The organism is Lysobacter sp. Soil_C_15, from assembly GCF_057657315.1.
The window spans coordinates 684,915-707,839 of sequence record NZ_JBDGIR010000002.1; the positions used below are offsets into that span (position 1 = coordinate 684,915).

Genomic DNA, 22,925 nt, shown 5'->3' on the forward strand with positions numbered 1-22,925 from the left:
GACACTGCGGCTTGCGGCCTGTGCATTCCTGTAGGAGCGGCGTAAGCCGCGACGCCGCAGCGACGCCATGCCACGCCTGTGGCCGCAGCCCGGACGCACGGACCTTCCGCCTCAGGCGGCCGATCCGGGTTCGGCCACCGCGCTCGCGCACGCCGCTTCGGCTGTCGCGGCTCATGACCGAAGGAAATGCCGTGGGACGCCGCTCCTGCCGGGAGCGATCCGTCGATCGCGGCGGCTACAACCGGCTCAACTGGCGGATGCGCACTTCCTCGCGCTCGACGCCGCGCTCTTCGGCGATGCGGCGGCGGATGCGTTCGACCAGGTCGGCCGGGTCGAACCGCGCTGCGTCCGCGGGCGCATAGTCCAGCGTGGTCTGTCCGCGGATGCAGAACCGGCCGCCGACCAGGATCTCGTAGTCGGCGAAATAGAAATGGTGCCCGCTGGCCTCATCCATGACCGGCTCAAGTGCCGACGTGGACATCGTTGCCGCTTTCGTCGCAACCCAGGTGCTCCAGCGCGATCGACAAGGCCAGGGTGTAGCTGTGCGCGGCATAGCCGTGGACCAGGCGCAGGCGCGGGCCGCAATGCGGGAGGATCGAGGGCTCCAGCGCGCCCATCCGGTCGTCGTGCACTTCGATGTAAGGCATCGGCAAGCCGTCCAGCGCGTCGCGCAGTTCGGCGCTGGCCGGGACGCAGGCGCCCGGATCGAGCAGCAGCAGTTCGGTGTTGGCCGCGCGCATGCCGCGCAGGCAGTCGACCAGCTCGCGCTCGCTGCGGCAGCAGCGCAGCGCCAGCGCCTTGCCGGCGCTGGCGGCGCGCTCGATCAAACCGGCGCGTACCGGGCCGGCCAGCGCTTGCGGCGGCCACTCGACGGCGGCCTCGGACTGCGGGCCGCGCAGGATCAGGATCGACACGTTGGCACTCGCGGCGCACTCGGGGCGGCGCGCCTTGAGGCTCACTGTAGGAACGGCGGGCGTAAAGGCTCCATTCCCGGCCGCCGCCCGAAGCGTAAAACCCGCGTCAATTGCAAAGGGACGCTGGGGGTTGAGCGCGCTCAACCCCGTCCGTCCCCGGCTCACGGATGGATCTTCTCGCCGCGCGCCAGCATCGCCACCAGCCTGGCGATCCGCGCCGCGCGCGTTTCCGGTTTCTTCGCCGTATGCACCCGCCACAGCACCGCATAGCGGTTGGCGCCGTCCAGCGCCTCGAACTGCTTGCGCGCCTTCGGCTCGCGCTTCAACGCCAGCGCCAGGTCCTCGGGCACGCTCATCTTGCTGGCCGATTCGTAGGCCGCGTCCCAGCGTCCGTCGGCCTGCGCCGCATCGACTTCGCGCCGCCCGCCCGGGCGCATGCGGCCATCGGCGATCAGCCGCTCGACCTTGCCGATGTTGATCTTCGACCACAGGCTGCGCGGCCGGCGCGGAGTGAAGCGTTGCAGGAAGTAGACCTCGTCCAGGCCGCGCTTGAGTCCGTCGATCCAGCCGTGGCACAGCGCTACATCGAGCGCGTCCTGATAGTTCACCGTGACCACGCCCTGGCCCTTCTTGGCGATCTTCAGCCATACCCCGCGCGGATCCTCACCGCTTTCCAGCCAGCGTTCGAACGCCGCGGCATCGGCGAAGGCGATCACCGGCAGGTCGTCGGCCGGCCCCTTGGGCGAGGCGCTCACGGCGCGGCCTCGATCAGGCGATAGCCGGTGGCCAGGCGCTGCTCGCCCTGCCAAGGGTCGAACACCCGCACTTCGATCGCGTGTTCGCCGGCGGCCAGGTCGGTCGGCAGCGCCGCGTTCCACAGGTGCGCCGACGGCATCGCGATCGCCGCGCGATCGTAGCCGCGCAGGCGTTCGGCCGCGTCGTCGCGGGCGTTCTCGGCCAACAGCGCCGGGTCGGGCTGCTCGACCCGGCGCATCGGTTTCCACTCGCCGCCGTCGATGCGCAGCTCGACCCGGCTGTCCGCGCGGCCCATGAACACGTTGGCGTACACGCCGCGGATCGGATACGAGCCGCGGCGCAGGGTCTTGGGCGCGTACAGGCGCAGATGCGCATTGGCGACCGAATCCGCCTCCAGCGCGCGCCCGGCCGACGGCGCCGGATGCCAGCTCAGCGCGTAGCGCGCATCCGCGCCGATGCGCAGGCGCGCGTAGCCGTTCGGGGTGCCGTCGCTCATCGTCGCGTCGGGCAGTCCCTGGGCGTCGCGCACCCCGGACCAGAACGCGCCGCAGGCGGCGCCGACGTTGTATTCGTGCAGCGGCGCCGCGCCATGCCAGCCGCTCGCCGCATCGTGGAAGACATGGCGCTGGGCATGGCTGTGCCCGCTCAGCACCAGCACCCGCGGAAACGGCCGCAGCAGGGCGAACAAGCGCTCGCGGTCGGCATGGCGGAAGGTTTCGCGGTCCGGCGCGGCGTCGAACAAGGGGATGTGCAGGGCCAGCACCAGCAGGCGCCGCTTCGGCGCATCGGCCAGATAGCGTTCGAGAAAGGCGAACTGGTCGGCGCGCAGGCCGCCGATGTAGTCCGACTTCGGCCCCGGGCGATAGACCACGTCGTCGAACACGACGAAGTTGGCCTGCGCCTCTTCCCAGGCGTAGGTGTCGGGGCCGTAGACGTGGCGGAAGCTCAGCAAAGAATCCTCGTCGCGCGCGGCGTCGAAATCGAGGTCGTGGTTGCCCGGCGCGTGCAGCCAGGGCACGCCCAGCGCTGCGGTGGCGGCATTGAGCCGCGGATACAGCGACAGGTCGTCGTGGGTGATGTCGCCCAGGCTCAGGCCCAGCTGGGCGGCCGCGCCGGCGCGCGCCAGCGGCTCGACGATGGCGCGCCGGTAATGCTCGACGTCGAGCGCGCTCTTGGTCTGCGGATCGGCGAATACCAGCACGTCGAGCGGCTTGTCGGCCTGCCCCCGCTGCGGGATCAGGCCGTAGTCGCGGCACTGCGCGGCACTGCGCGGAATGCCGCCGTATTTCAATGCCGGACCATCGTCGTCGCGCACATTGAGCCAGTAGTCCGGCAGGCCGTTGTCGCGCAAGGGAAGGCGATAGCCGGCCGGCTTGATCAGGAACTGGCTGCTGCCGTCGCGCGGGCTCAGCCGATAGCGGCCCTGCGCATCGCTGAGCACGATGGTTTCGCCGTCGGACACGCGCTGCCCGGCCAGCCCCGCCTCGCCGGGATCGCGGCGGCCGTTGCCGTTGCGGTCGGCGTAGACCGTGCCCTCGCAGACCGGTGCCGCCGATACGGCCGGGGCGATCAGGGCGAGCAACAGGATGGCGGCGGGTGCGATCGGACGCATGCGGGAACTCCCAGGGAAGGCACATTATGCGCGGTCATCGCGGGCGTGCACCGCTGCGTGGGCGCGGCTCGCGCCGCTCCTAACCCCGGAACGTGAGCTTTTGTAGGAGCGGCGCGAGCCGCGACAGCCGCAGCGACATACGCAAGCACGGCCTCCGCAGCGAGAATGTCGCACCAACTTTGCCTGGCGTTCCAGGCTTCGACCGAACGGTGACGTGCACCGCTGCGATGGGTCGCGGTCGCGCCGCTCCTATCCATCCCGGACGCGGGCTCTTGTAGGAGCGGCGTGAGCCGCGACAGCCACAGCGACGTACGCAAGCGCGGCCTCCGCGGCGAGAATGGTCGGCCGCCTTTGCCCGGGGCTCCAGGTTCGACCGCAACGGTGGCGTGCACCGCTGCGATGGGTCGCGGCTCGCGCCGCTTCGACCCTGGAACGCGGCTCTTGTACGAACGGCCGCGCAGGCCGCCTCAGTCCTCGCGCCGGCGCGCGCCGCGATGCGGCTGGCCGTGGCGTGCGCGCAATACCGCGACCGCGTCGGCCAGCGACAGGCCGCGCGCGCGCAGCAGCACCTGCAGGTGGAACAGCAGGTCGGCGGCTTCGCCGCACAGCGCGGCATCGTCTTCGCCGACCGCGGCCAGGGCGGTCTCCACGGCTTCTTCGCCGACCTTCTTGGCGATCGTCGCCACGCCCTTGTCGAACAGATGCGTGGAGTAGCTGCCCTGCGGGCGCTCGCGTTCGCGCTGGTCGATCAGGCCGTCGAGCTCGCCCAGGAACGCCAGCGCATCGGCGGGCGCCTCGGGAAAACAGCTGGCGCGGCCGAGGTGGCAGGTCGGCCCGTGCGGCACCGCGCGCACCAGCAAGGTGTCGCGGTCGCAGTCGGTCTGGATCGAAACCAGGTCGAGGAAATGGCCGGAGCTTTCGCCCTTGGTCCATAGCCGCTGCTTGCTGCGGCTGTAGAAGGTGACGTGGCCGCTGGCCAGGGTCGCGTCGAGCGCGGCACGGTCCATGTAGCCGAGCATCAGCACGCGCAGGTCGGCGGCGTCCTGGACCACCGCCGGCAGCAGGCCGTCCTGCTTGTCCCAGGCCAGGGCCTCGATCTGCGCCGCATCCAGGCCGGACGCGGCGGGGTCATTGGAGTTCGCGGACTGGGACACCCTGCTCTCGCAACGCTGCCTTGAGGACCGGAATGCGGATGCTGCCGGAGTGGAACACGCTGGCCGCCAAGGCCGCATCGACGTCGGCCTGGCGGAACACCGCGCCGAAATGCTCGATCGCGCCGGCGCCGCCGGAAGCGACCAGCGGCACCTCGCACACCGCCCGCACCGCGGCCAGTTGCTCGATGTCGTAGCCGCTGCGCACGCCGTCGCTGCCCATGCAGTTGAGCACGATCTCGCCGGCGCCCAGGCGCTGCGCCTCGACCACCCAGTCCAGGGTGCGCCGGGCCAGGGCCTGGGTGCGGCTGGGGTCGCCGGTGTACTGGCGCACCCGCCATTCGCCGTCGGGGTCGCGCAGGCTGTCGATCCCGACCACCACGCACTGCACGCCGAACTCGGCGGCGATTTCGCCGATCAGCGCCGGCCGCTCCAGCGCCGGGGTGTTGACCGAGATCTTGTCGGCGCCGGCGTTGAGCACGCCGCGCGCGTCCTCGACCGAGCGGATGCCGCCGGCGACGCAGAACGGGATGTCGATCGCGCGCGAGACCCGCTCGACCCAGTCGCGGTCGACGCTGCGGCCCTGCGGGCTGGCGGTGATGTCGTAGAACACCAGTTCGTCGGCGCCCTCGTCGCGGTAGCGCAGGGCCAGCTCGACGATGTCGCCCATGTCGACGTGGTCGCGGAAGCGCACGCCCTTGACCACCCGGCCGTCGCGCACGTCCAGGCAGGGCACGATGCGCCGGCTCAGCGGGGTCGGGTTCGGCGCGGGCGCGGCGGCGTTCAGCATCGGCGCACCTGGCGCAGCGCGTCGCCGAGCTGGAACCGGCCTTCGATCAGGGCCTTGCCGAGCACCGCCCCGCTGCAGCCGACGCCGTCGGCGGCGACGATGTCGGCGATGTCGCGGATCCCGCCGGAGGCCTGCACCTGGACCTGCGGCGCGATCGTGTGCAGGTGCCGGTACAGGTCCAGGTTGGGCCCGGCCATGGTGCCGTCGCGCGATACGTCGGTGCACAGCAGGTGGCGCAGGCCGGCGCCGGCGTAGCGCTCCAGCACCGGCTCCAGGCGCGCGCCGCTGGCCTCGGTCCAGCCCGCCACCGGCAGTTCCCAGCCGCCGTCGCCGGCCTGGCGCACGTCCAGGGCGATGGTGATGCGTTCGGTGCCGAAGCGGCGGAACCAGCCGATCACCTGCTCGGGCTCCTTCACCGCCAGCGAGCCGACCACGACCCGGTCGGCGCCGGCGTCGAGGATCGCCTCGACGTCGGCCTCGCTGCGCACGCCGCCGCCGGTCTGCACCCGCATCCAACTGGAGGTGGTGATCGCGCGCAGCAGCGGGGCCAGGGTGTAGCCGCCGTAGCGGGCGGCGTCCAGGTCGATCAGGTGCAGCCACTTGGCGCCGGCCTCGGCATAGCGGGTGGCCAGCGCCAGCGGTTCGGTCTCGTAGCGGGTTTCCTGGGCGTAGTCGCCCTGGTGCAGGCGCACGACCCGGCCGTCGCGCACGTCGATCGCGGGATACAAGGTGGCGTTGCCCATGTTCACCCCTCCAGGGCCAGGAAGTTCGCGAGCAGGCGCGAACCGACCGCGGCGGAGCGTTCGGGGTGGAACTGGGCGCCGTAGCAGTTGCCGCGCCCGGCCACGGCGGTGAAGTCGACGCCGTAGCGGGCACTGGCCAGGGTGTCCTGGGTCACCGGTGCGGCGTAGCTGTGGACGAAATAGGCCTGGTCGCGCTCGCCGAGCCCGGCGAGCAGGGCGTCGCCGCGGTCTCGCGGCGCGCGTTGGCGGAGGAGGTTCCAGCCCATGTGTGGCACACGCACTCCTGGTCCTGATGGCAGTCGGGTGATACGGCCCGGAAGCAGGCCGAGGCATTCCACCTCGCCCTCCTCCGAGGACTCGTACAACAGCTGCATTCCCAGGCAGATCCCGAGCAAGGGCTGTTGCAAGCGGCGGATCGGGTCGATCAGGCCTCGCTCGCGCAGACGCGCCATGGCGGGGGCGGCGGCGCCCACGCCCGGCAGGATCACGCGATCGGCGGAGGCGATCGTCGCTGGGTCCGCGCTCAGGATCGAACGCGCGCCCAACCGCTCCAATGCATAACGCACCGAGCCGACGTTCCCCCCCCCCGAATCCACTACTACCACCCACGTCATTACAGAACCCCTTTGGTACTCGGCAGCTCGCGGCCTTCGCGACGGATCGCCTGACGCAGCGCACGCGCCACCGACTTGAAGCATGCCTCGATCTTGTGGTGATCGTTATCACCTTCCACGTTCAGATTGAGGTTCAGGCCGGCGGTTTCGCACAACGAGCGGAAGAAGTGCGCCACCAGCTCGGTAGGGAAATCCCCCACGCGCTCGCGCGCGAACGCGCCGGAGAACACGAAGTACGGCCGGCCGGAGAAATCCAGCGCGGCCCGCGCCAGGGTCTCGTCCATCGGCAAGACGAAATCGGCCTGCCGAATAAGTGTGCTTTTTTCCTGAACACCTTCGCCTTCGCCCTCGCCGCCCGCCGCGGCGTCGAAGCCGTAACGGCCGATGCCGCGCTTGTCGCCCAGCGCCTCGCGCAGGGCCTGGCCCAACGCCAGGGCGCTGTCCTCGATGGTGTGGTGCTCGTCGATGTGCAGGTCGCCCTCGCAGCGCAGCTCCAGGGCGAAGCCGCCGTGCTTGCCGATCTGCTCGAGCATGTGGTCGAAGAAGCCCAGCCCGGTCGCGACCCGCGGCTCGGCGGCGCGGTCCAGGTCCAGCGCGACCTCGATCCGGGTCTCGCGGGTGTTGCGCTGCACCCGCGCGGTGCGCGGGCGGTCGGCCAGGGCATGCGCGATCCCGGCCCAGTCCCACTCGCCGCCGAACTGCTCGGTGCGCAGTTGGAACGCGCGGATGCCCAGGTTGGCGGCGAAGCCGTTGTCGGTTTCGCGGTCGCCGACCATCGCCGACCGCTCCCAATCGATGCTGCGGTCTTTGAGCAAGTGCAGCGCCAGGCCGATGCCGGGCTTGCGCGTGGGCCGGTTCTCGGCCGGGAAGCTGGTGTCGATCAACACCTCGCGGAACACGATGCCCTGGCTGTCGAACACCTGCATCATCAGCTCGTGCGGACCGTCGAAGCTCCAGCGCGGATAGGACTCGGTGCCCAGGCCGTCCTGGTTGGTGACCATCACGAACTGGTAGCCGGCGTCGCGCAGCTTCAGCATCGCCGGGATCACCCCGCGCACGAAGCGCAGCTTGGCGTAGCTGTCGATCTGGAAGTCGGCCGGCTCCTCGATCAGGGTGCCGTCGCGATCGACGAACAGGATCGGCGTGCCCGCGCTCATGCCGCGACTCCGGCCCGGCGCGCGATCCGGCCCAGCACCTCGATCACCGCGGCATTCTGCTCCGGCGTGCCCAGGCTGATGCGCAGCGCATCGCCGAGTTGCGGCGCGGCGCGCACATCGCGCACCACCACGCCGGTGTCGAGCAGGCCGTCGAACGCGCTCTGGGCGTCGTCGAAGCGGACCAGCAGGAAGTTGGCCTGCGAGGGATAGACCCGGCGCACTCCGGGCAGGCCGCGCAAGGCCTCGGCCAGGCGTTCGCGCTCGCCGATCGCGGTGGTCGTGCGCGCCCTGGTGGCGTTCAACGGCACCTCGGCCAGGGCGCGCAGGGCCAGGCCGACGCAGGGCGTGGGCAGCGGGTACGGCGCCTGGCAGCGCTGCAAGGCGGCGATCAGGCCGGCATCGGCGATCACCGTGCCGATCCGCGCCGCGGCCAGCGCATGCGCCTTGGACAGGGTGCGCAGCACGGCGATGTTGCGCTCGCGGCCGAGCAGGCCCACCGCCGAGGCGCCGTCGGCGAACTCGATATAGGCCTCGTCGACCACCACCAGGGCGCGGCCGCGCAGGCGCCGCGCCAAGGCGGCGATTTCGTCCAGCGGCAGCAAGGTGCCGGAGGGATTGCCGGGCGAGCACAGGAACACCAGCTTGGCCGCCTGCGCTTCGACCGCATCGGCCAGCGCGGCGAAGTCGCAGGCGAAGCCTTCGGGCGTATCGCGCAATGGCGCTTCGACGCTGCGCACGCCGTGCAGGCGCGCACAGACCGCGTACATGCCGAAGGTCGGCGGGGTGATCGCGATCGCGTCGCCGCCGGGCCGGCACAGCGCCCGCACCAGCAGGTCGATGGCCTCGTCGCTGCCGCGTCCGGCCAGCAGTTGCTGCGGCTCGCAGCCGTACAACTGGGCCAGGCGCTCGCGCAACGCCGCCGGCTGCGGGTCCGGGTAACGGCGCACCGCGCCCTCGCCGTCGGCCACGCTCGGCCAGGCCGCCTCGTTGGCGTTCAGCCAGACCCGGCCGCTGCGCTTCTCGCTGCGCGCCGAGCTGTAGCCGGCGAAATCGCGCAGGTCCTCGCGCAACAGCATTACGGGATCGTCGTTCATCGCCTCGTCGCTCACCGAAAGTCGCCCACAAAAAGTCGTCCGCTCATGCCGCCACCGCGCGCAAGCGCAGCGCCACCGCCTCGCGGTGCGCGTCCAGGCCCTCGGCCGTGGCCAGTTCGACCGCACAGGGGCCGATCGCGCGCAGGCCCTGCGGCTGCACTTCCTGCACCGTGATCGCGACCTGGAAGCTGGCCACGTTGACCCCGCCGGCGTAGCGCGCCGCGCCGCTGGTCGGCAGCACGTGGTTGGTGCCGCTGCAGTAGTCGCCCAGCGCCTCCGGCGCCCAGTCGCCGAGGAACACCGAACCGGCGGCCTCGACCTCGTCCAGCCAGGCGCGCGCGTCGCGCAGGGCCAGGATCAGGTGTTCCGGCGCGTAGCGGTTGCTGACCGCGAGCGCGGCGCCGATCGAATCGACCCGGATCGAACGCGAAGCGCTCAGCGCGGCGCGCGCGGTGTCGGCGCGCGACAGCGCGGCCAACTGGCGTTCGAGTTCGGCGTCGACCGCGTCGAGCAGGGCGGCGTCGTCGCTGAGCAGGATCACCTGCGAATCCGGGCCGTGCTCGGCCTGCGACAGCAGGTCGGCGGCGACGAAGTCGGCGCGCGCGCCGGCGTCGGCGATCACCAGCACCTCGGACGGCCCGGCCGGCAGGTCGATCGCCGCCCCGCCCTCGAGCAGGGCGACCTGGCGCTTGGCCTCGGTGACGTAGGCGTTGCCGGGCCCGAACAGCTTGTCGCACTTGCCGACGCTGTCGGTGCCGAAGGCCATCGCGGCGATGGCCTGGGCGCCGCCGAGCTTGTACACGCGTTCGATGCCGCAGCGGCGCGCGGCGTACAGCACCGCCGGGTCGGCGCTGCCGTCGGCGCGCGGCGGCGTGCACAAGGCGACCTCGCGGCAGCCGGCCAACTGCGCCGGCACGCCCAGCATCAGCGCGGTCGAAGGCAGCGGCGCCGAACCGGCCGGCACGTACAGGCCGACCCGGCGGATCGGCCGCAGCACCCGCTCGCAGCGCACGCCGTCGGCGGTGTCCAGGGCATAGGGACGGGTCATGCCGGCTTCGTGAAAGCGGGCGATGCGTTCGCCGGCCTCGTCGATCGCCGCGCGCAACGCCGGGCTCAACGCGCGCTCGGCCTGCTCGAATTCCTCGGCCGAGACCGCGAAACGCTGCGGCGCGCGGCCGTCGAAGCGCTCGGCGTAAAGACGCAAGGCGGCGTCGCCGTCGCGGCGCACCGCGGCGAGAATCTCCGCCACGGACGCGGCGGTATCGGCTCGGGTCTGCTGCGCCGGGCGGCGCAGGGCCTGCTCGCGCGCGGCTTCGTCCAGCGCATCCCATTGCAGGCGTTGCATGCGCGCGCTCATGCCAGCATGCCCTCCACCGGCAGCACCATCAGGCCGCGCGCGCCGGCGCGCTTGAGCTCTTCCAGCCGCTGCCAAGTCACCGCGCCGTGGCACAGCGCCTGCAAGGCCACATCGTCGCCGTTGTCCAGGCGCATCACCGTCGGCGCCTCGGCGTCGGGCAGCAACGGCAGCAGTTCGCCGAGCAGGTCGCGCGGGGCCTGGAACATCAGCAGCTTGCTGTTGCGCACCCGCATCGCGCCGTCGAGCCGGCGCAGCAGCAGGTCGGCCAGTTCGCCGCGCACGTCGTCGAAGCGCTCGACCGGGCCGGCCAGCACCGCCTCGCTCTCGACCAGGGTCTGCACCGCCTTGAGCTGGTTGGCGCCCAGGGTGGCGCCGCTGGAGACCAGGTCGCAGATCGCCTCGGCCTGGCCCAGGCGCGGGGCGATTTCGACCGAGCCCGACAGCAGCACCACCTGCGCGTCGATACGCTGTTCGGCCAGCCACTGGCTCAGCAGCGCCGGGTAGCTGGTGGCGATGCGCTTGCCGCTCAGCTGCTGCGGCCCTTCCCAATGCCAGGCGTCGGGCACCGCGATCGCCAGCCGGCAGCCGCCGAAACCGAGCGGGCGCCACTCGCGGAACGCCGCCGCGCGGCCCTGGCTGCGGCGGTCGCCGTCCTGTTCCAGCAGTACGTTGCGGCCGACCACGCCGAGGTCGCAGACGCCGTCGGCGATCAGCCCGGGGATGTCGTCGTCGCGCACCAGCAGCAGATCGACCGGCAGGGTCTCGCCGTAGCAGAACAAGCGATCGCGGCTTTCGCGCCAGCTCAGGCCGCAGGCGGCCAGCAGGGCGCGCGCCGGATCGGCGAGGCGGCCGGACTTCTGGATCGCGATGCGCAGGCGGTCGCGCGCGACGGCGCTGGCGGGAGGGCTCATGGACGGGGTCTCGAAGGGGTGCGGGGGCTAGGCGAGAAGACGGGAACGGACCGGGGGCGCGGCGGCGATCAACGATGTCGGCCGGGGCGACGGTGCAGGGCCGCGGCATAGCCGCCGGCGCCGCGTTCGAGCACGCGCGCGACGCGGCCGATGGTGGTCACGCTGACCTGGGTGCGGTCGTGGATCTCGCGGTAGGGCACGCCCTGTTCGAGCAGGGGCACGACCCGCCAACGGTCGCTCATCGCTTCCAGCTCGGCCGGGGTGCACAGGTCCTCGAGGAAGGCCCGGACCTGCTCGGCGCTGCGCAGGCCGGCGAACGCGTCGGCGAGGTCGGCGAGCGCGTCCTGGCTGGGGTCGAGGTCGGTGCTGCGGCGCTTCATGGACGATTCCGGTCGGGCGTCACAGTTGCCATAGGCCGGACCATGAACGCATTAATGTACTAACGCGTTAATACATTATCGATCGCAACGGGTTGCGTCAAGCCCGGCCCGGCGCCGGCCTGAACCGTCAACGAATCGCGTTAAGACTCAGGACACGCCCTGCCCGCGCTCCTCCGCGGGAGCCTCCCGCCCGCGCGACGCAACGGCCTGCGTCCGTCATCGCCATGGAAGATGAACACGACCCAGTCCGCCGTGCCCGCCCGCTCGCGCCGCTCCGCCGCGGCGTTCCGCCTGCTCTGCCTGGCTTTGCTCTGCGCCCTGTTCGCCGCGATCGCGCCGGCCCGCGCGCATAGCGTGCTCGACCTCGACCGCAGCCGCCGCGCGGTCGAGCTGGCGCCGTACACCGCCTACTACCACGACCCCGGCGGCCGGCTCGAGCTCGACGGCGCGCGCCGCTCGATGCTCGACGGCCGCTTCCAGCCGCTGCCCGGCGGGCGCGACTCGTTCGGCTTCCAACCCGGCGCGTTCTGGTTCCACATCGCGGTGCGCAACCGCAACGCCGAAGTGCCGCGCTGGCTGCTGGTGCAGGAGTTCGCGCTCAGCGACCGGCTCGACGTCTACACCGTGCGCGCCGACGGCGTCGCCACCTACCAGGCCGGCGGCGACAGCCTGCCGTTCGCGGCGCGCGCGATCCGCTACCGCCACCCGAATTTCTGGATCGACCTGCCGGCCGGCGAAACCGTCGACGTGTTCGTGCGCGTGCGCAGCCAAAGCTCGATGCAGGTGCCGCTGACCCTGTACACGCCCAGCGCCTTCACCGAACTGGCGCGCGACGCCCAGCTCGGCATCGGCCTGTACTACGGCATCCTCGCCGCGCTGTTCTTCTACAACCTGGTGCTGTGGCTGAGCCTGCGCGACTCCAGCTACTTCTGGTACCTGTTCCACATCTGCGCCTTCGGCCTGGTGCTGCTGACCCTCAACGGCCTGGGCTTCGAATACCTGTGGCCGCATTCGCCGTGGCTGGCCGACCACTCGGTGCCCTTGTCGATCTGCCTGGCGCAGATCGGCATGCAGCAGTTCGCGCGGGAATTCCTCGGCCTGCGCCAGCGCTGGCGCGGCGGCGATTACGTCGGCCTGGCGATGATCGCGTTCTTCGTCGTGCTCGGCCTGGCCGCGACCCGCCTGCCCTACCGCATCGCCACGCCGATCGCCTCGGCGGCGGTGTTCGTCAGCATCGCCTGGATCGCGGTCGAAAGCCTGGTGGCGATGCGCCGCGGCTACAAGCCGGCGCGGCTGTTCCTGCTGGCCTGGTCGGCGTTCCTGCTCGGCACCGGCATGTTCGCCGCGATCGCCTTCGACCTGCTGCCGAAGATGTTCATCACCGAATACGGGGTTCAGATCGGCTCGGCCCTGGAAATGCTGCTGCTCTCGGTCGCCCTGGGCTATCGCTACTCGTCGCTGCGCAGCGAGAACGAGCGGATCGTGCGCGAGGCGCGCGACCAGCTCGAGCACAAGGTCGAGCTGCGCACCCTGGAGCTGCGCCAGGCCCTGGTCCAGCTCGAGGACGCGCACGAGCGGCTGCGCGAAACCAGCCAGCGCGACGCCCTGACCGGCCTGCACAACCGCAGCCATTTCCGCGAGGCCTTCGAATCGCTGCTGCACCGCTCGCGCCGCCAGCGCCGGCCGCTGGTGCTGATGATGATCGACCTGGACCACTTCAAGCAGATCAACGACCGCTACGGCCACCTGATCGGCGACGAATGCCTGCGCTGGGCCGCCGGCCTGATCGCCCAGGTACTGATCCCGCACCACGCCCTGCTGGCCCGCTTCGGCGGCGAGGAATTCGTCGCCGTGCTGCCCGACCACGACCTCGACGCCGGCACCCGGGTCGCCGAGGAACTGCGCCAGCGCCTGACCGCCCAGCCCTGCCCCAGCCGCAGCCGCGACATCCCGGTCACCGCCAGCATCGGCGTGCACGAGATCGCGCCAGAGGCGGACCTGGGCGTGGAGGCGGCGCTGCAATTCGCCGACCAGGCGCTGTACCTGGCCAAGGCCGACGGGCGCGACTGCGTGCGGGTGTGGGGCGAGGAGCGGCTGGCCTCCTGAAGCGCGCGTCGCTCAGCCCGGCGCGGCGTACATCACGTCCGAGCGCAGCGCGTACTTGGTGCCGCGCTCGACCGCCGCGCCTTCGTGCCAAGTGTCGTGGACGAACAGCAGGCCCTCGCCGGTGCGCGGCACGACCCGGAACTGGCGGAAGTCGGTGTCGCCGCCGGCGAAGCCATCGTTGAGATAGACCAGCAGGGTCAACCGGCTGAGCCGGCCGTTTTCGCTCCAGGGGCCGTCCTTGTGCATGCGGAAGCGCTGGCCGGGCCCGTACTTGTAGAAGCGCAACGCGCGCGGCAGGCCGACCGCGACCTGGCCGTCCAGCGTCGGCAGGCCGGCTTCATGCAGGCGCTGCCACAGGGTGCCGACCCAATGCGGCGATTCGAATACCGCGCGCTCGTTGTTGCGCACGTGCGCCATCGGCTTCTGGCCGCCGGCGGCGGTGCGCACGCCGGCGGGCTCGAAGCCGTGCGCTTCGGCCAACGCGATCAGTTCGGCGCATTCGTCCGGCGCCAACAGCGGGGCCAGGGTGAAGACGCGGTCGTTGTGGCGGACGATCTGCATGACGGGCTCCCTGCCTTCAGCTCTTGTCCTCGCCCCTGCCCCACCCGGCCCGAACGCCGTGCGTTCGGGCGTTCGGGGCTGCGCGAGCCGATGGCCCGCAAACGCATCCCCTCACCCGGCGAGCGGGAGAGGGAATGCCAGGGCCTGCGAGACTTCAGTCCTGCAATCCGGCGCGGGCCGCGTCGAGCACGGTGCCGTCGCGCACCAGCCGCACCGCGGTCGCGACTTCGCCGTCGAGGGCGCGGTCGTGGTCGAGGAACGGGATGGCTTCGCGCAGCGCCGCGTGCGCGGCGGCGACCGCGCGGCCCGGACGGAACTCGTCGGCGGCGGCCAGTTCGGCGCGCAAGCCTTCGACTTCGGCCAGGAAGCCGGCGTGATCCTCGCCGCCGGCCAGCGGGCCGCCGGCGATCTTGGCGGCCAGCGTCGCGGCGTCGGCGCGATCGGCCAGATCGCGCGCGGCGTTGATCATGTCGCGGCGCAGATCCAGCGCCTGGGCGGCGGTGTACAGCTCCAGCGCCAGCACCTTGCCCAGGTCGTCGGCCATCGCCAGCACATGGCGCGCCTCGTTGGCGCCCATCGAGACGTGGTCTTCGGCATTCGCGCTGGTCGGGATCGAGTACACCGAGGCCGGATGGGCGCGGCAGGCCAGGTCGTTGACGATCGCCGCGGCGGTGTACTGCACGATCATGTGGCCGGACTCGGTCGAATCCTCGTTGCCGATCAAGAAGCCCGGCAGGCCGTCGTTGGTGGCCGGGTCGACCAGCTTGTTGAGGCGGCGCTCGGAAATGCTCGCCAGCACCGGGATCGCCGCCTTGACGTAGCTCATCGCCAGCGCCAGCGGCATGCCGTGGAAATGGCCGGCCGAGATCACCTGCTGTTCGACGTGCTCGGCCTGCGCGTCCGGGAACACGATCGGGTTGTCGGTCAGGGAGTTGAGTTCGACCTCAAGCACCCGCGCGGCCTGGGCGATGGCGTCGCGCACCGCGCCGTGCACCTGCGGAATGCAGCGCAGCGAATAGCTGTCCTGAGGCTGGTGCTTCTTACCGCCGCGGAACGGGCGGAAGCGGTTGTAGAACTTCTCGCGGCCGTGGCGCTGGCCGAACGGCACCCAGTCCCAGCCGATGTCGAAGCTGAGCTGCTGCGCGGCCGGGGTGTCCCAGCTCTGCGGCTGCCAGGCGCGGAAACGCGGCACCAGGTGGTAGGGAATGTCGGACAGGGTCGAGCCGGCCAGCAGCTTGCGCAGGTTGGCGGCGACCTCGACCTGGCCCGGATGCGGGCGAAGCGCGTGCACTTCCTCGGCGAACGCGCCCAGGCGGCCGGCGAAGGCGTCGATGGTCATCGCCGCGGCGAGGTCGGCGGTGTCGAGCAGGTCTTCGAGCTTGGCCAGGGCCAGCACGCCGCAGGCCAGCATCTGCGCGGTGCCGTTGTTCAACGCCAGGCCTTCCTTGTAGGACAGCTTGACCGGGGCCAGGCCGGCGCGCGCCAGCGCTTCGGCGCCGGGCAGGCGCTGGCCCTGGTAGAAGGCTTCGCCGCCGCCGAGCAGGACGATGGCCAGGTGCGACAGCGGCGCCAGGTCGCCGCTGGCGCCGACCGAACCCAGCTGCGGCACCACCGGCACGATGCCGGCGTTGAGCAGGTCGGTCAGCGCCTGCAGGGTCTGCACGCGGATGCCGGAGTGGCCGCGCATCAGGGTGTTGACCCGGATGCACAGCATCGCGCGGACGATTTCCGGCGCGAACGGCTCGCCGACGCAGACCGCGTGGGTCACGATCAGGTTGCGCTGCAGCTCTTCGTGCAGGGTCTCCTGGTTGCGCTGGGCGCCCGGCAGCTGGTCGCGCAGATGGTGCGCGCCGAGCAGACGGTCGGCGTTGCTGCCGAAACCGGTCGAAACGCCGTAGATGGGCTCTTCGCGGCGCACCTGTTCGGCCAGGAAGTCGGCCGCGCGGGCCACCGCCGGCAGTTGCGCCGCGGACAGTTCGACCTGGGCGCCGTAGGCCACGGCGACGAGCTGCGACCGCGTCAGCGAGCGACCATCGAGTTGGATCTTGTTCAAGCGTGGGTTCTCCGCATCGCACCCTGGCGATCATCTGCGGGAGCCGCGAGCGGCCGCGCATACTCGGGAGTCGGTGCGTCAATGGAACGATGGGAACCGCGCCGGCGGCTGCCGGTCGCGGGGTGGAAGCCGGCCGCAGCCGGCGCCCGATCCCGCATCGGCGTGGAGCGCCGCGCGGGATGGGAGGAGGACGCGCGGCGAGCGCGCGTCGGCGCGTCCGGACGGCCGGCGTTGCCGACGCGACCGGCGCGCGAGGGGGTCACTGCATGGCCCGCGACTGTTCGAGCTCGACCCGCAGGGTGCGCGCGAGTTCGCTGCGCGCGACCTCGAACTGGTCTTCGCGGCGCAGGTCCTTGACCGTCACCGTGCCCTTGGCCAGTTCGTCCTCGCCGAGCACGACCACGAAGCGGATGCCGGCGCGGTCGGCGTACTTGAACTGCTTGCCGAGCTTGGACGCTTCCATCACCGCTTCGGTGTTGAGGCCGCCGTGGCGCAGCTCGTTGGCGATCGCCAGGCAGTGCGGCAGGTGGGCCTCGTCCATCTGGGTGACCAGCACCTGCACGCTGCTGTCGGCGGTGCTGACCAGGCCGGCTTCCTGCAACTGCCAGAACAGCCGGGTCAGGCCGATCGAAATGCCGACGCCGGGCAGCTTGGACTTGCTGTAGTGGCTGGCCAGGTCCTCGTAGCGGCCGCCCGAGCAGATCGAACCGACCTGCGGGTAGTCGTCGAGGGTGGTCTCGTAGACCGTGCCGGTGTAGTAGTCCAGGCCGCGCGCGATCGAGAAGTTCAGAGCGTAGTTCTTTTCCGGCACGCCCAGCGCGCGCACCAGCTCCAGCACCTCGCGCAGCTCGGCCACGCCCTGGCGCAGCGATTCGTTGCCCTCGCCCAGCGCGGCCAGGCGCGCCAGCGCGTCGGCGTGCGAGGTCGAGCGGATCGCGACGAAGTCGAGGATGGTGGCGACCGCGTCCGCGGCCAGGCCGAACTCCGGCCCGGTCAGGGTCTCGCGCACGTAGTCGGCGCCGCGCTTGTCCAGCTTGTCGACCTCGCGCAGCACCAGCGCCTGCTGCTGCGCATCGGCCACGCCCTGGGCTTCGAAGAAGCCGCGCAGCAGCTTGCGGTTGTTCAGCTGGATGGTGAAGGCGCCGATGTTGAGCTCGGAGAACACCGCGTAGATCGCCGCCGGCAGCTCGGCGTCGTAGCGCACGCTGAGCGCGTCCTTGCCGATCACGTCGATGTCGCACTGATAGAACTCGCGGAAGCGGCCGCGCTGCTGGCGCTCGCCGCGGTACACGCGCTGCATCTGGTAGCGGCGGAACGGGAACGCCAATTCGTGCTCGTGTTCGGCCACGTAACGCGCCAGCGGCACGGTCAGGTCGAAGCGCAGGGCCATTTCCGGCACGCCGCGCTCGCCCGACTGCGCGCTCTTCTCCAGCGCGCCGGTGGACTGGACGAAATAGACCTGGCGCTCGGTCTCGCCGCCGGATTTGGTCAGCAGCACCTCCGACAGCTCCATGACCGGCGTTTCGATCGGCAGGAAGCCGAAACGCTCGAAGTTGCGGCGGATCGTGTCCAGCATGCGCTGGAAGGCGATCTGGTCACGGGGCAAGAGCTCCATGACCCCGGGCGGGGTGCGGGGCTTGATCAAGCGGTACTCCAATGGGGTCGGGCGGACGGGCCGGCGGCGGCGCCCGGGCCCGTCCGCGGACGGACGAACGGCTGGCGCAACCGACGCAAACAGTTTAACGTCCCGCCCCGCTCCTGGCTTGCCGCGCCGGGGCACGACGACCGATCCGGGGCGAAAGCGCCGGAACCGCCTCCGGGCGGGCTTTGATCGGGGCCGGACCCGTCGCGATGAATTTTTTGCATCGCCCCTCTTGCATCACCCGGGGGGACGTCGCTAGAATTTGCGGCTCAGCAGTCGGGGTGTAGCTCAGCCTGGTAGAGCGCTACGTTCGGGACGTAGAAGTCGCAGGTTCAAATCCTGTCTCCCCGACCAATCTGATACGACGAAAAAGCCGGCCTCGCGCCGGTTTTTTTGTGCCTGCGCTACGGCGGCGGCAAGCCGCCGTAGCAAGCGCCAACCAGACAACCGCCCTCGCCTGCAGGCCGGTCGCGCGATCGGCGCAGCTCCTCGGCATCGGCGCCATGCCTCACCTGCGCCTTTGCCGGCCGTGCCCGCTGGGTTCGAACGCGGCGACGGCAGCGCGCTTTCAGGGCGCGTCCAGCGCGCTCGACGCGTCGCGGAATCGCGAAAGAATCCGTTTGCGCAAGGCCCGATTGGCTTCGTAATCGGCCTGCGGCGCGATCAGGCCGGCGCAGTCGCCGAGCGGCGACGCCGCGGCGTCCGCGTCGCAACCGGCGACCCAGGCGGCAGATGCGGCGCGGGCGTCGGACAGTAGCGTCCTGGCCTGGGCGCAGATGCCCTCGGCGCCGTCGGCGCAGCCCATCGCCAGCGCGAGATAGGCCAGCTGACCGCGCTCGCCGGATACGCGCTGCGGCCGTTCGCTGCGCGGCGCTCCGGCCAAGGCCGCTTCGGCGAGGAAGTGGCAGCCTTCGGCGTCCAGGAACAAATCCGGGTTGTGCAGGAAGCAGGCCTTGGACAGATAGGTCCAGGCCTGGGCCGTGTCGCGCGCCGCACCGATGCCGGTGTGATGCATCCAGCCCAGGTACTTGCAGGCGTAGGGCCCCTGGCCGATGTCGTCGCTGGCGCAGACCCGGCCGAGGCGTTCGTAAGCGCGCGGGTAGTCGCGCAGCTTGCGGTTGTGCAGGTACAGCTTGCCGGCTTCGTAGCAGCCTTGCGGGCCCAGGTCGGCGTCGCAGGATTTGTCGAAGTAACCCAGCGCCAGCGCCGGATCGCCGCCGCGCGCAGCGGAGACGCCCTGGCTCCAGCAACTGTCCACGTTCGAGTCGCGTTCGCAGGCCGGCGACTGCGCGACCGGGCCGGGATACTCGATGTCGTAATTGGGAAACTCGACCGCGTCGCTGGCGTGGGTGCGCCCGAGCTTGCGCATCCGGTCGAGCAGCAGCTCGGGAACCCGCTCGATGCTGTCCGCGGCGCAGGTCAGGGCGGCGACCGTGTCGCCCTTGCGCTGGACCTGCAGCTCGCCGATCTTGCGCAGCTCGGTCGGATCCGGCGCCTGGCCGTCGCGAAAGCCGAAGCGGGCCCGATAGGCATGGTCGCCGTTGGCGAACACCACCGTCTCGTCGATCGTGCCCTGGGCGCCGTCCGCACGGTAATAGCCAAGCTGCGCGAGCGGCGCGCGCAACACCAGTTCGTCCGGTCCCTGCTCCAGGCCGTAGCGGTAGACCGCTTCGTCGCCGGCCAGGCAAATCGCCAGGCTTTTGTCCTGCCCGGCGATCCGGCAGGCGGCGACCCGGCTCTCGACGTCCATGCAACGCGCCGACGCCTCGGCGCCGGACAGCCAGCCGCCCAGCAACACCAAGCCGGCCGATAAATACCGTTTCAAAGCCTTCCCCTCCTTGCGACAGGCCATACCGCCCGCGAGGCGGTCCGCAACCGCCCGCCCCGCGCCTGGTTCGAGCGGCGGCGCGTCCGTCCGCCGCCTCAATCGAGCAGGGGCTAAGATGGACGCGATCGATCATGCAAAGGCCCCATGCCCAAGGTCAAGACAAGCGCGATCTGGCTCGCGGCTGCGATGTGTATCGCGACGGCGGCGGGGACCGGATGCAGGCGCGAGTTGCGCCTGCGGCCCGAGACCCTGCCGGCCGCAGCGGCGCAGGCCGCCTACGCCGCATCCATCTGCGTTGCCAATCCCGGCAATCCGATCGCCGCGTTCGAGATCGAGTCCGGCGAACTGCCCGAGGGGCTGCGGCTGGAGCATGCCCGCGGCGAGGACTGCGCGCGGATCGAAGGCAAGCCGGCGCGGCCGGGACGCTACCGTTTCGCCATCGCTGCGACGGAGTTCGGCACCATGAGGTCCGGTCGCAGCGGCCGCGTCGCCTATGTCCTGGATGTCGCCCCGGTGCCGGGCCGCCCCCAGTCCGAGGCCGCCCGCGCGCCTTGACCCGCGCCGCGGATGCCCGCGCGTCGCCGCCGCTTACCGCTCCGGCAGCGGCGGTCGCGACCCGGGAGTAGGCCGGGTGCCGGTGCGTCGGCCTGGACCTCGCCCGTGCAGTCCTGCTCGCGCTCGAACTCGGCCTCGCGCTTGCGAAGCCGGCGTGCGTGTTCGCCGCGCAGATCGAGACGGCGCACACGCGGACACGATCCGATGCGGACCGGGCAGGCGCCGCAACGAAAAGGCCAGCTTGCGCTGGCCTTTCGCTTGAGCTTTCGGTCGAGGCCATCCCTGGCCCGCGCCCGGGTCAGTTCTTCTTCGCCGCCGGCAGGTTGACCTTGTCGATGCCATGCACGACCCCGTTGCTCGAGGTCAGGTCGGCCACGGTGATGCGCGCGCCGTCGATGCTGACGGTCTCGCCGTCGCGCTTGATCGGCGCCGGCTGTCCGTTGACGGTCCTGGCCGCATCCCACTTGCCGACGTCCGCCGCGCTGCGGCGGCCGTTGACGACGTGGTAGTTGATGATGGCGCTCAGCTGTTCCTTGTTTTCCGGCTTGAACAGCTCGTCCAGTTTGCCGGCCGGCAGACTGTCGAAGGCCGCGTCGGTCGGGGCGAAGACGGTGAACGGGCCTGGGCCGGCCAGGGTTTCCTTGAGCCCGGCTTTTTCCACCGCGCGACCGAAAATGCCGAACGAGCCGTTGGCGGCGGCGGTATCGAGCACGCTGAGGGTCGAGGCAGCGGTTTGATTGGCGCTCGGGGTGGAGTTCTGATTGGTATTCATGGAGGTCACCTGCTGGTGGATCCGCTTTCGGCGAATCGAGGATGGCCGAAGCCGATGCCCCTGAAAGATCAGGAGCGATAACTCAATGCGGAGAGTGAGTGGACGTGCGGCGCGGCTTGAGCAGCCGTTGCGGCATTGCACCGCAACCCGCCCAACATGCGCTTGGCCTCGTTACTTTGCTGTGACGAGGCGGCGCTCTCGTCACGCCGGGCAATGCGCGGTCTGATATGGTGGCTACCTGCAAGCACCGAAGCGTCTTCCCAGCCGCTCCTCAGCCCGCAGGCCGGAGGACGGCATGTACGCCCACGCGCACCTCGAACTGCTTCGCTCCAACGCGGCTCGCGATCTCGACCGACAGGACGCGCGCGCGATCCAGGACGCGGAGAGCGAAGGCTGGCCGGTTCCCTGCCGCTATCCGGCCGCGTTGAGGCCGGCCACGCCGTGGCGGCACTATTTTTTCGATCGCGCCTCGCCCCGCCCCTTTCCTGGCCAGGATCCGAGCGGACGGCGGCGCTGCCCGCGCATCGCCGTGCGAGATCGGCAATGAACGCGATCACTCTGTCCGCGTTGATCCTGTTCGTTGCGGCCATCGCGATCGAATCCCTGCTCCAGGCCAGATTCTGGAAACTGCTCGGCCACCTGCACCCCGAGCAGCACGACCACGCCCACCGCGGCCGCGAATCCGAGCGGGAAGCGCCGCCGACCCAGCGAGGCGGTGCGCGAAAGCTGATGATCTATCTCAGAGACAGGAACTTCCGCCTGAGCCTGGATCGCGGCGGCGCCCTGTATTGCAAGGACAATCGCGGCCCGATGATCTACTCGTACTGGGCGACCGCGATATCGGGTTGCCTTCTGCTGCTGGCCATCGGCATCTGGGGCTGGTGACTCGCCCCACCCATCGCAGCGCGCGCAGTCGCGCTGCCACACAAGGCCGACCCCATGAATTCCCACGCTCCGTCCGCCGGCACGATGCCGCGGATCACCGCCATTGCACGCCCCGAACCGGCCGCGAAGAAACTGCTCGACGTCGCGGCCGAACAGGGATCCTTCGCGATCTTCTGCGACGCGGCCGAGCGCGCCGGATTGCGCGATCTGCTCGATGGGCCGGGCCCGTTCACGGCTTTCCTGCCCACCGACGCCGCATTCGCCGAGCTTCCGCCGGGCTATCTCGAATCGCTGTTCCTGGCCGAGAACAAGCAGCGCCTGGTCGACCTGCTGTGCCACCACATCATCCCGAAACGCAAGACCGTCGCCGAGTTCGAGCGTTGGGATTCGCTCAAGACCCTGCATGGGAACAGCCTGGCGATCCAGGCGATCGACAAGCAAGTGATGGTCGGCGCCGCCAAGGTCACCCTGCCCAACCTGTATGCGAGCAACGCCGCGATCCACGGCATCGATCGCGTCAACCTTTTCCCCGCCCCTGGCCGATAGTCGGCTAGGGCGCGGAAGGATCTTGCGACCAATAGACTCTGTTCACCCCATCGTCGACGTAGATGCCTTCGCTACGCCGCCTCAGCGCCCTGCCTTCGCGATTGCGGATCGAGATCGACAACTGCTCGGTTTTCTCGGCCCCATCGCCAAGCGAGGTTACGTCGCTGGAACGGATGCACAGCAGATCGCCGCATTGGCCACGGTCGTCGCAGGCGGTAATGAACCAGGCCATGTTTTGGGTCGCCACGGCGCGCCTCCATCGGCCGGACGCGCGTCCGGCCCTGCGACCATCATCCTCCTAATCGGCCTCGGCTCCCCGCCTTCCGTCGGCCGGCCGACCCGGCCCCCGAATCCTCCATTCAGCCCTGCGCTCCAATCATGTCCGGCAACCGTCGGCATCGCCTTGGCATCGCGCGCGCTCGACCTGCGCCGACTCCCCCTCCCAGGCCGCCCCGGCGCATCGGCGCGGTGCCGCGCTCGATTCGGAGCGCCGCCGGT

Annotated in this window: 24 protein-coding genes and 1 tRNA gene; 6 read left to right on the forward strand and 19 right to left on the reverse strand. The window is 70.8% G+C overall.

Going from position 1 to position 22,925, the window contains the following annotated elements; all coding sequences use genetic code 11:
• Positions 1-235: 235 nt before the first annotated feature.
• From AC3A57_RS07120 to AC3A57_RS07180, 13 genes are all read right to left on the reverse strand, one after another.
• Positions 236-454, reverse strand: a complete 219-nt coding sequence (locus tag AC3A57_RS07120; RefSeq protein ID WP_487578254.1) for a hypothetical protein — start codon at positions 452-454, stop codon at positions 236-238.
• 7 nt (positions 455-461) lie between these two features.
• The gene (locus AC3A57_RS07125) at positions 462-914 is read right to left on the reverse strand and encodes a type II 3-dehydroquinate dehydratase (protein ID WP_487578255.1); all 453 of its coding nucleotides are present in this window, start codon (positions 912-914) and stop codon (positions 462-464) included.
• 161 nt (positions 915-1,075) lie between these two features.
• Positions 1,076-1,669, reverse strand: a complete 594-nt coding sequence (locus AC3A57_RS07130) for a YdeI/OmpD-associated family protein (protein WP_487578256.1) — start codon at positions 1,667-1,669, stop codon at positions 1,076-1,078.
• Complete coding sequence (locus AC3A57_RS07135) at positions 1,666-3,282, reverse strand: calcineurin-like phosphoesterase C-terminal domain-containing protein (protein WP_487578257.1); 1,617 nt, start codon at positions 3,280-3,282, stop codon at positions 1,666-1,668. The genes AC3A57_RS07130 and AC3A57_RS07135 overlap by 4 nt, the downstream gene beginning before the upstream one ends.
• A gap of 467 nt (positions 3,283-3,749) precedes the next feature.
• Positions 3,750-4,394, reverse strand: a complete 645-nt coding sequence (hisIE, locus tag AC3A57_RS07140; RefSeq protein WP_487578409.1) for a bifunctional phosphoribosyl-AMP cyclohydrolase/phosphoribosyl-ATP diphosphatase HisIE — start codon at positions 4,392-4,394, stop codon at positions 3,750-3,752.
• Between the two features lie 16 nt (positions 4,395-4,410).
• Complete coding sequence (gene hisF, locus AC3A57_RS07145) at positions 4,411-5,223, reverse strand: imidazole glycerol phosphate synthase subunit HisF (RefSeq protein WP_487578258.1); 813 nt, start codon at positions 5,221-5,223, stop codon at positions 4,411-4,413.
• On the reverse strand, positions 5,217-5,966 hold the full coding sequence (gene hisA, locus AC3A57_RS07150; RefSeq protein WP_064749669.1) for a 1-(5-phosphoribosyl)-5-[(5-phosphoribosylamino)methylideneamino]imidazole-4-carboxamide isomerase: 750 nt from the start codon (positions 5,964-5,966) through the stop codon (positions 5,217-5,219). The genes hisF and hisA overlap by 7 nt, the downstream gene beginning before the upstream one ends.
• Positions 5,967-5,968: 2 nt before the next feature.
• On the reverse strand, positions 5,969-6,580 hold the full coding sequence (gene hisH / locus AC3A57_RS07155; RefSeq protein ID WP_064749668.1) for an imidazole glycerol phosphate synthase subunit HisH: 612 nt from the start codon (positions 6,578-6,580) through the stop codon (positions 5,969-5,971).
• On the reverse strand, positions 6,580-7,737 hold the full coding sequence (gene hisB, locus AC3A57_RS07160) for a bifunctional histidinol-phosphatase/imidazoleglycerol-phosphate dehydratase HisB (protein WP_487578259.1): 1,158 nt from the start codon (positions 7,735-7,737) through the stop codon (positions 6,580-6,582). Before hisB ends, hisH begins: the two co-directional genes overlap by 1 nt.
• The gene (gene hisC / locus AC3A57_RS07165; RefSeq protein ID WP_487578260.1) at positions 7,734-8,831 is read right to left on the reverse strand and encodes a histidinol-phosphate transaminase; all 1,098 of its coding nucleotides are present in this window, start codon (positions 8,829-8,831) and stop codon (positions 7,734-7,736) included. Before hisC ends, hisB begins: the two co-directional genes overlap by 4 nt.
• Positions 8,832-8,874: 43 nt before the next feature.
• A complete protein-coding gene (hisD, locus tag AC3A57_RS07170) occupies positions 8,875-10,176 on the reverse strand; it encodes a histidinol dehydrogenase (protein ID WP_487578261.1) in 1,302 nt (433 codons plus the stop codon).
• A gap of 8 nt (positions 10,177-10,184) precedes the next feature.
• Positions 10,185-11,099 (reverse strand): ATP phosphoribosyltransferase, encoded by a 915-nt coding sequence (hisG, locus tag AC3A57_RS07175; protein WP_487578262.1) that lies wholly within the window; start codon positions 11,097-11,099, stop codon positions 10,185-10,187.
• 68 nt (positions 11,100-11,167) lie between these two features.
• Complete coding sequence (locus AC3A57_RS07180; RefSeq protein WP_221672175.1) at positions 11,168-11,479, reverse strand: YerC/YecD family TrpR-related protein; 312 nt, start codon at positions 11,477-11,479, stop codon at positions 11,168-11,170.
• Between the two features lie 231 nt (positions 11,480-11,710).
• Here AC3A57_RS07180 and AC3A57_RS07185 point away from each other — a divergent pair, with 231 nt between their 5' ends.
• Positions 11,711-13,585, forward strand: a complete 1,875-nt coding sequence (locus tag AC3A57_RS07185; protein WP_487578263.1) for a sensor domain-containing diguanylate cyclase — start codon at positions 11,711-11,713, stop codon at positions 13,583-13,585.
• Between the two features lie 12 nt (positions 13,586-13,597).
• Here the strand turns inward: AC3A57_RS07185 and AC3A57_RS07190 are convergent, their stop codons facing one another.
• The 3 genes from AC3A57_RS07190 to hisS all read right to left on the reverse strand — a co-directional run bounded on the left by AC3A57_RS07190 (position 13,598) and on the right by hisS (position 17,844).
• Positions 13,598-14,146: a prolyl hydroxylase family protein gene (locus AC3A57_RS07190; protein WP_487578264.1), complete on the reverse strand. Its 549-nt coding sequence runs from the start codon at positions 14,144-14,146 to the stop codon at positions 13,598-13,600.
• Between the two features lie 154 nt (positions 14,147-14,300).
• Positions 14,301-16,199, reverse strand: coding sequence for an HAL/PAL/TAL family ammonia-lyase (locus AC3A57_RS07195; protein WP_487578265.1), 1,899 nt, complete (start codon positions 16,197-16,199; stop codon positions 14,301-14,303).
• A gap of 259 nt (positions 16,200-16,458) precedes the next feature.
• Complete coding sequence (gene hisS / locus AC3A57_RS07200; RefSeq protein ID WP_487578266.1) at positions 16,459-17,844, reverse strand: histidine--tRNA ligase; 1,386 nt, start codon at positions 17,842-17,844, stop codon at positions 16,459-16,461.
• A 274-nt stretch (positions 17,845-18,118) separates the two neighbouring features.
• Between hisS and AC3A57_RS07205 the strand changes: the two genes are divergently transcribed.
• A tRNA-Pro gene (locus tag AC3A57_RS07205) sits at positions 18,119-18,195 on the forward strand.
• 214 nt (positions 18,196-18,409) lie between these two features.
• Here the strand turns inward: AC3A57_RS07205 and AC3A57_RS07210 are convergent.
• Positions 18,410-19,666 (reverse strand): SEL1-like repeat protein, encoded by a 1,257-nt coding sequence (locus tag AC3A57_RS07210; protein ID WP_487578267.1) that lies wholly within the window; start codon positions 19,664-19,666, stop codon positions 18,410-18,412.
• 147 nt (positions 19,667-19,813) lie between these two features.
• On the opposite strand from AC3A57_RS07210, the gene AC3A57_RS07215 reads away from it, so the two are divergent.
• Positions 19,814-20,224, forward strand: coding sequence for a hypothetical protein (locus AC3A57_RS07215; RefSeq protein WP_141233590.1), 411 nt, complete (start codon positions 19,814-19,816; stop codon positions 20,222-20,224).
• A 298-nt stretch (positions 20,225-20,522) separates the two neighbouring features.
• Here the strand turns inward: AC3A57_RS07215 and AC3A57_RS07220 are convergent, their stop codons facing one another.
• The gene (locus AC3A57_RS07220; RefSeq protein WP_487578268.1) at positions 20,523-20,996 is read right to left on the reverse strand and encodes a fasciclin domain-containing protein; all 474 of its coding nucleotides are present in this window, start codon (positions 20,994-20,996) and stop codon (positions 20,523-20,525) included.
• A gap of 295 nt (positions 20,997-21,291) precedes the next feature.
• On the opposite strand from AC3A57_RS07220, the gene AC3A57_RS07225 reads away from it, so the two are divergent.
• From AC3A57_RS07225 to AC3A57_RS07235, 3 genes are read left to right on the forward strand one after another with little or no spacing between them, the layout of a single operon-like run.
• A complete protein-coding gene (locus tag AC3A57_RS07225; RefSeq protein WP_064749658.1) occupies positions 21,292-21,543 on the forward strand; it encodes a hypothetical protein in 252 nt (83 codons plus the stop codon).
• Positions 21,540-21,881, forward strand: a complete 342-nt coding sequence (locus tag AC3A57_RS07230) for a hypothetical protein (RefSeq protein ID WP_064749657.1) — start codon at positions 21,540-21,542, stop codon at positions 21,879-21,881. The genes AC3A57_RS07225 and AC3A57_RS07230 overlap by 4 nt, the downstream gene beginning before the upstream one ends.
• Positions 21,882-21,935: 54 nt before the next feature.
• Positions 21,936-22,427 (forward strand): fasciclin domain-containing protein, encoded by a 492-nt coding sequence (locus tag AC3A57_RS07235; RefSeq protein WP_487578269.1) that lies wholly within the window; start codon positions 21,936-21,938, stop codon positions 22,425-22,427.
• A 4-nt stretch (positions 22,428-22,431) separates the two neighbouring features.
• Here AC3A57_RS07235 and AC3A57_RS07240 read toward each other — a convergent pair whose 3' ends face one another.
• A complete protein-coding gene (locus tag AC3A57_RS07240; protein ID WP_487578270.1) occupies positions 22,432-22,659 on the reverse strand; it encodes a hypothetical protein in 228 nt (75 codons plus the stop codon).
• Positions 22,660-22,925 lie beyond the last annotated feature (266 nt).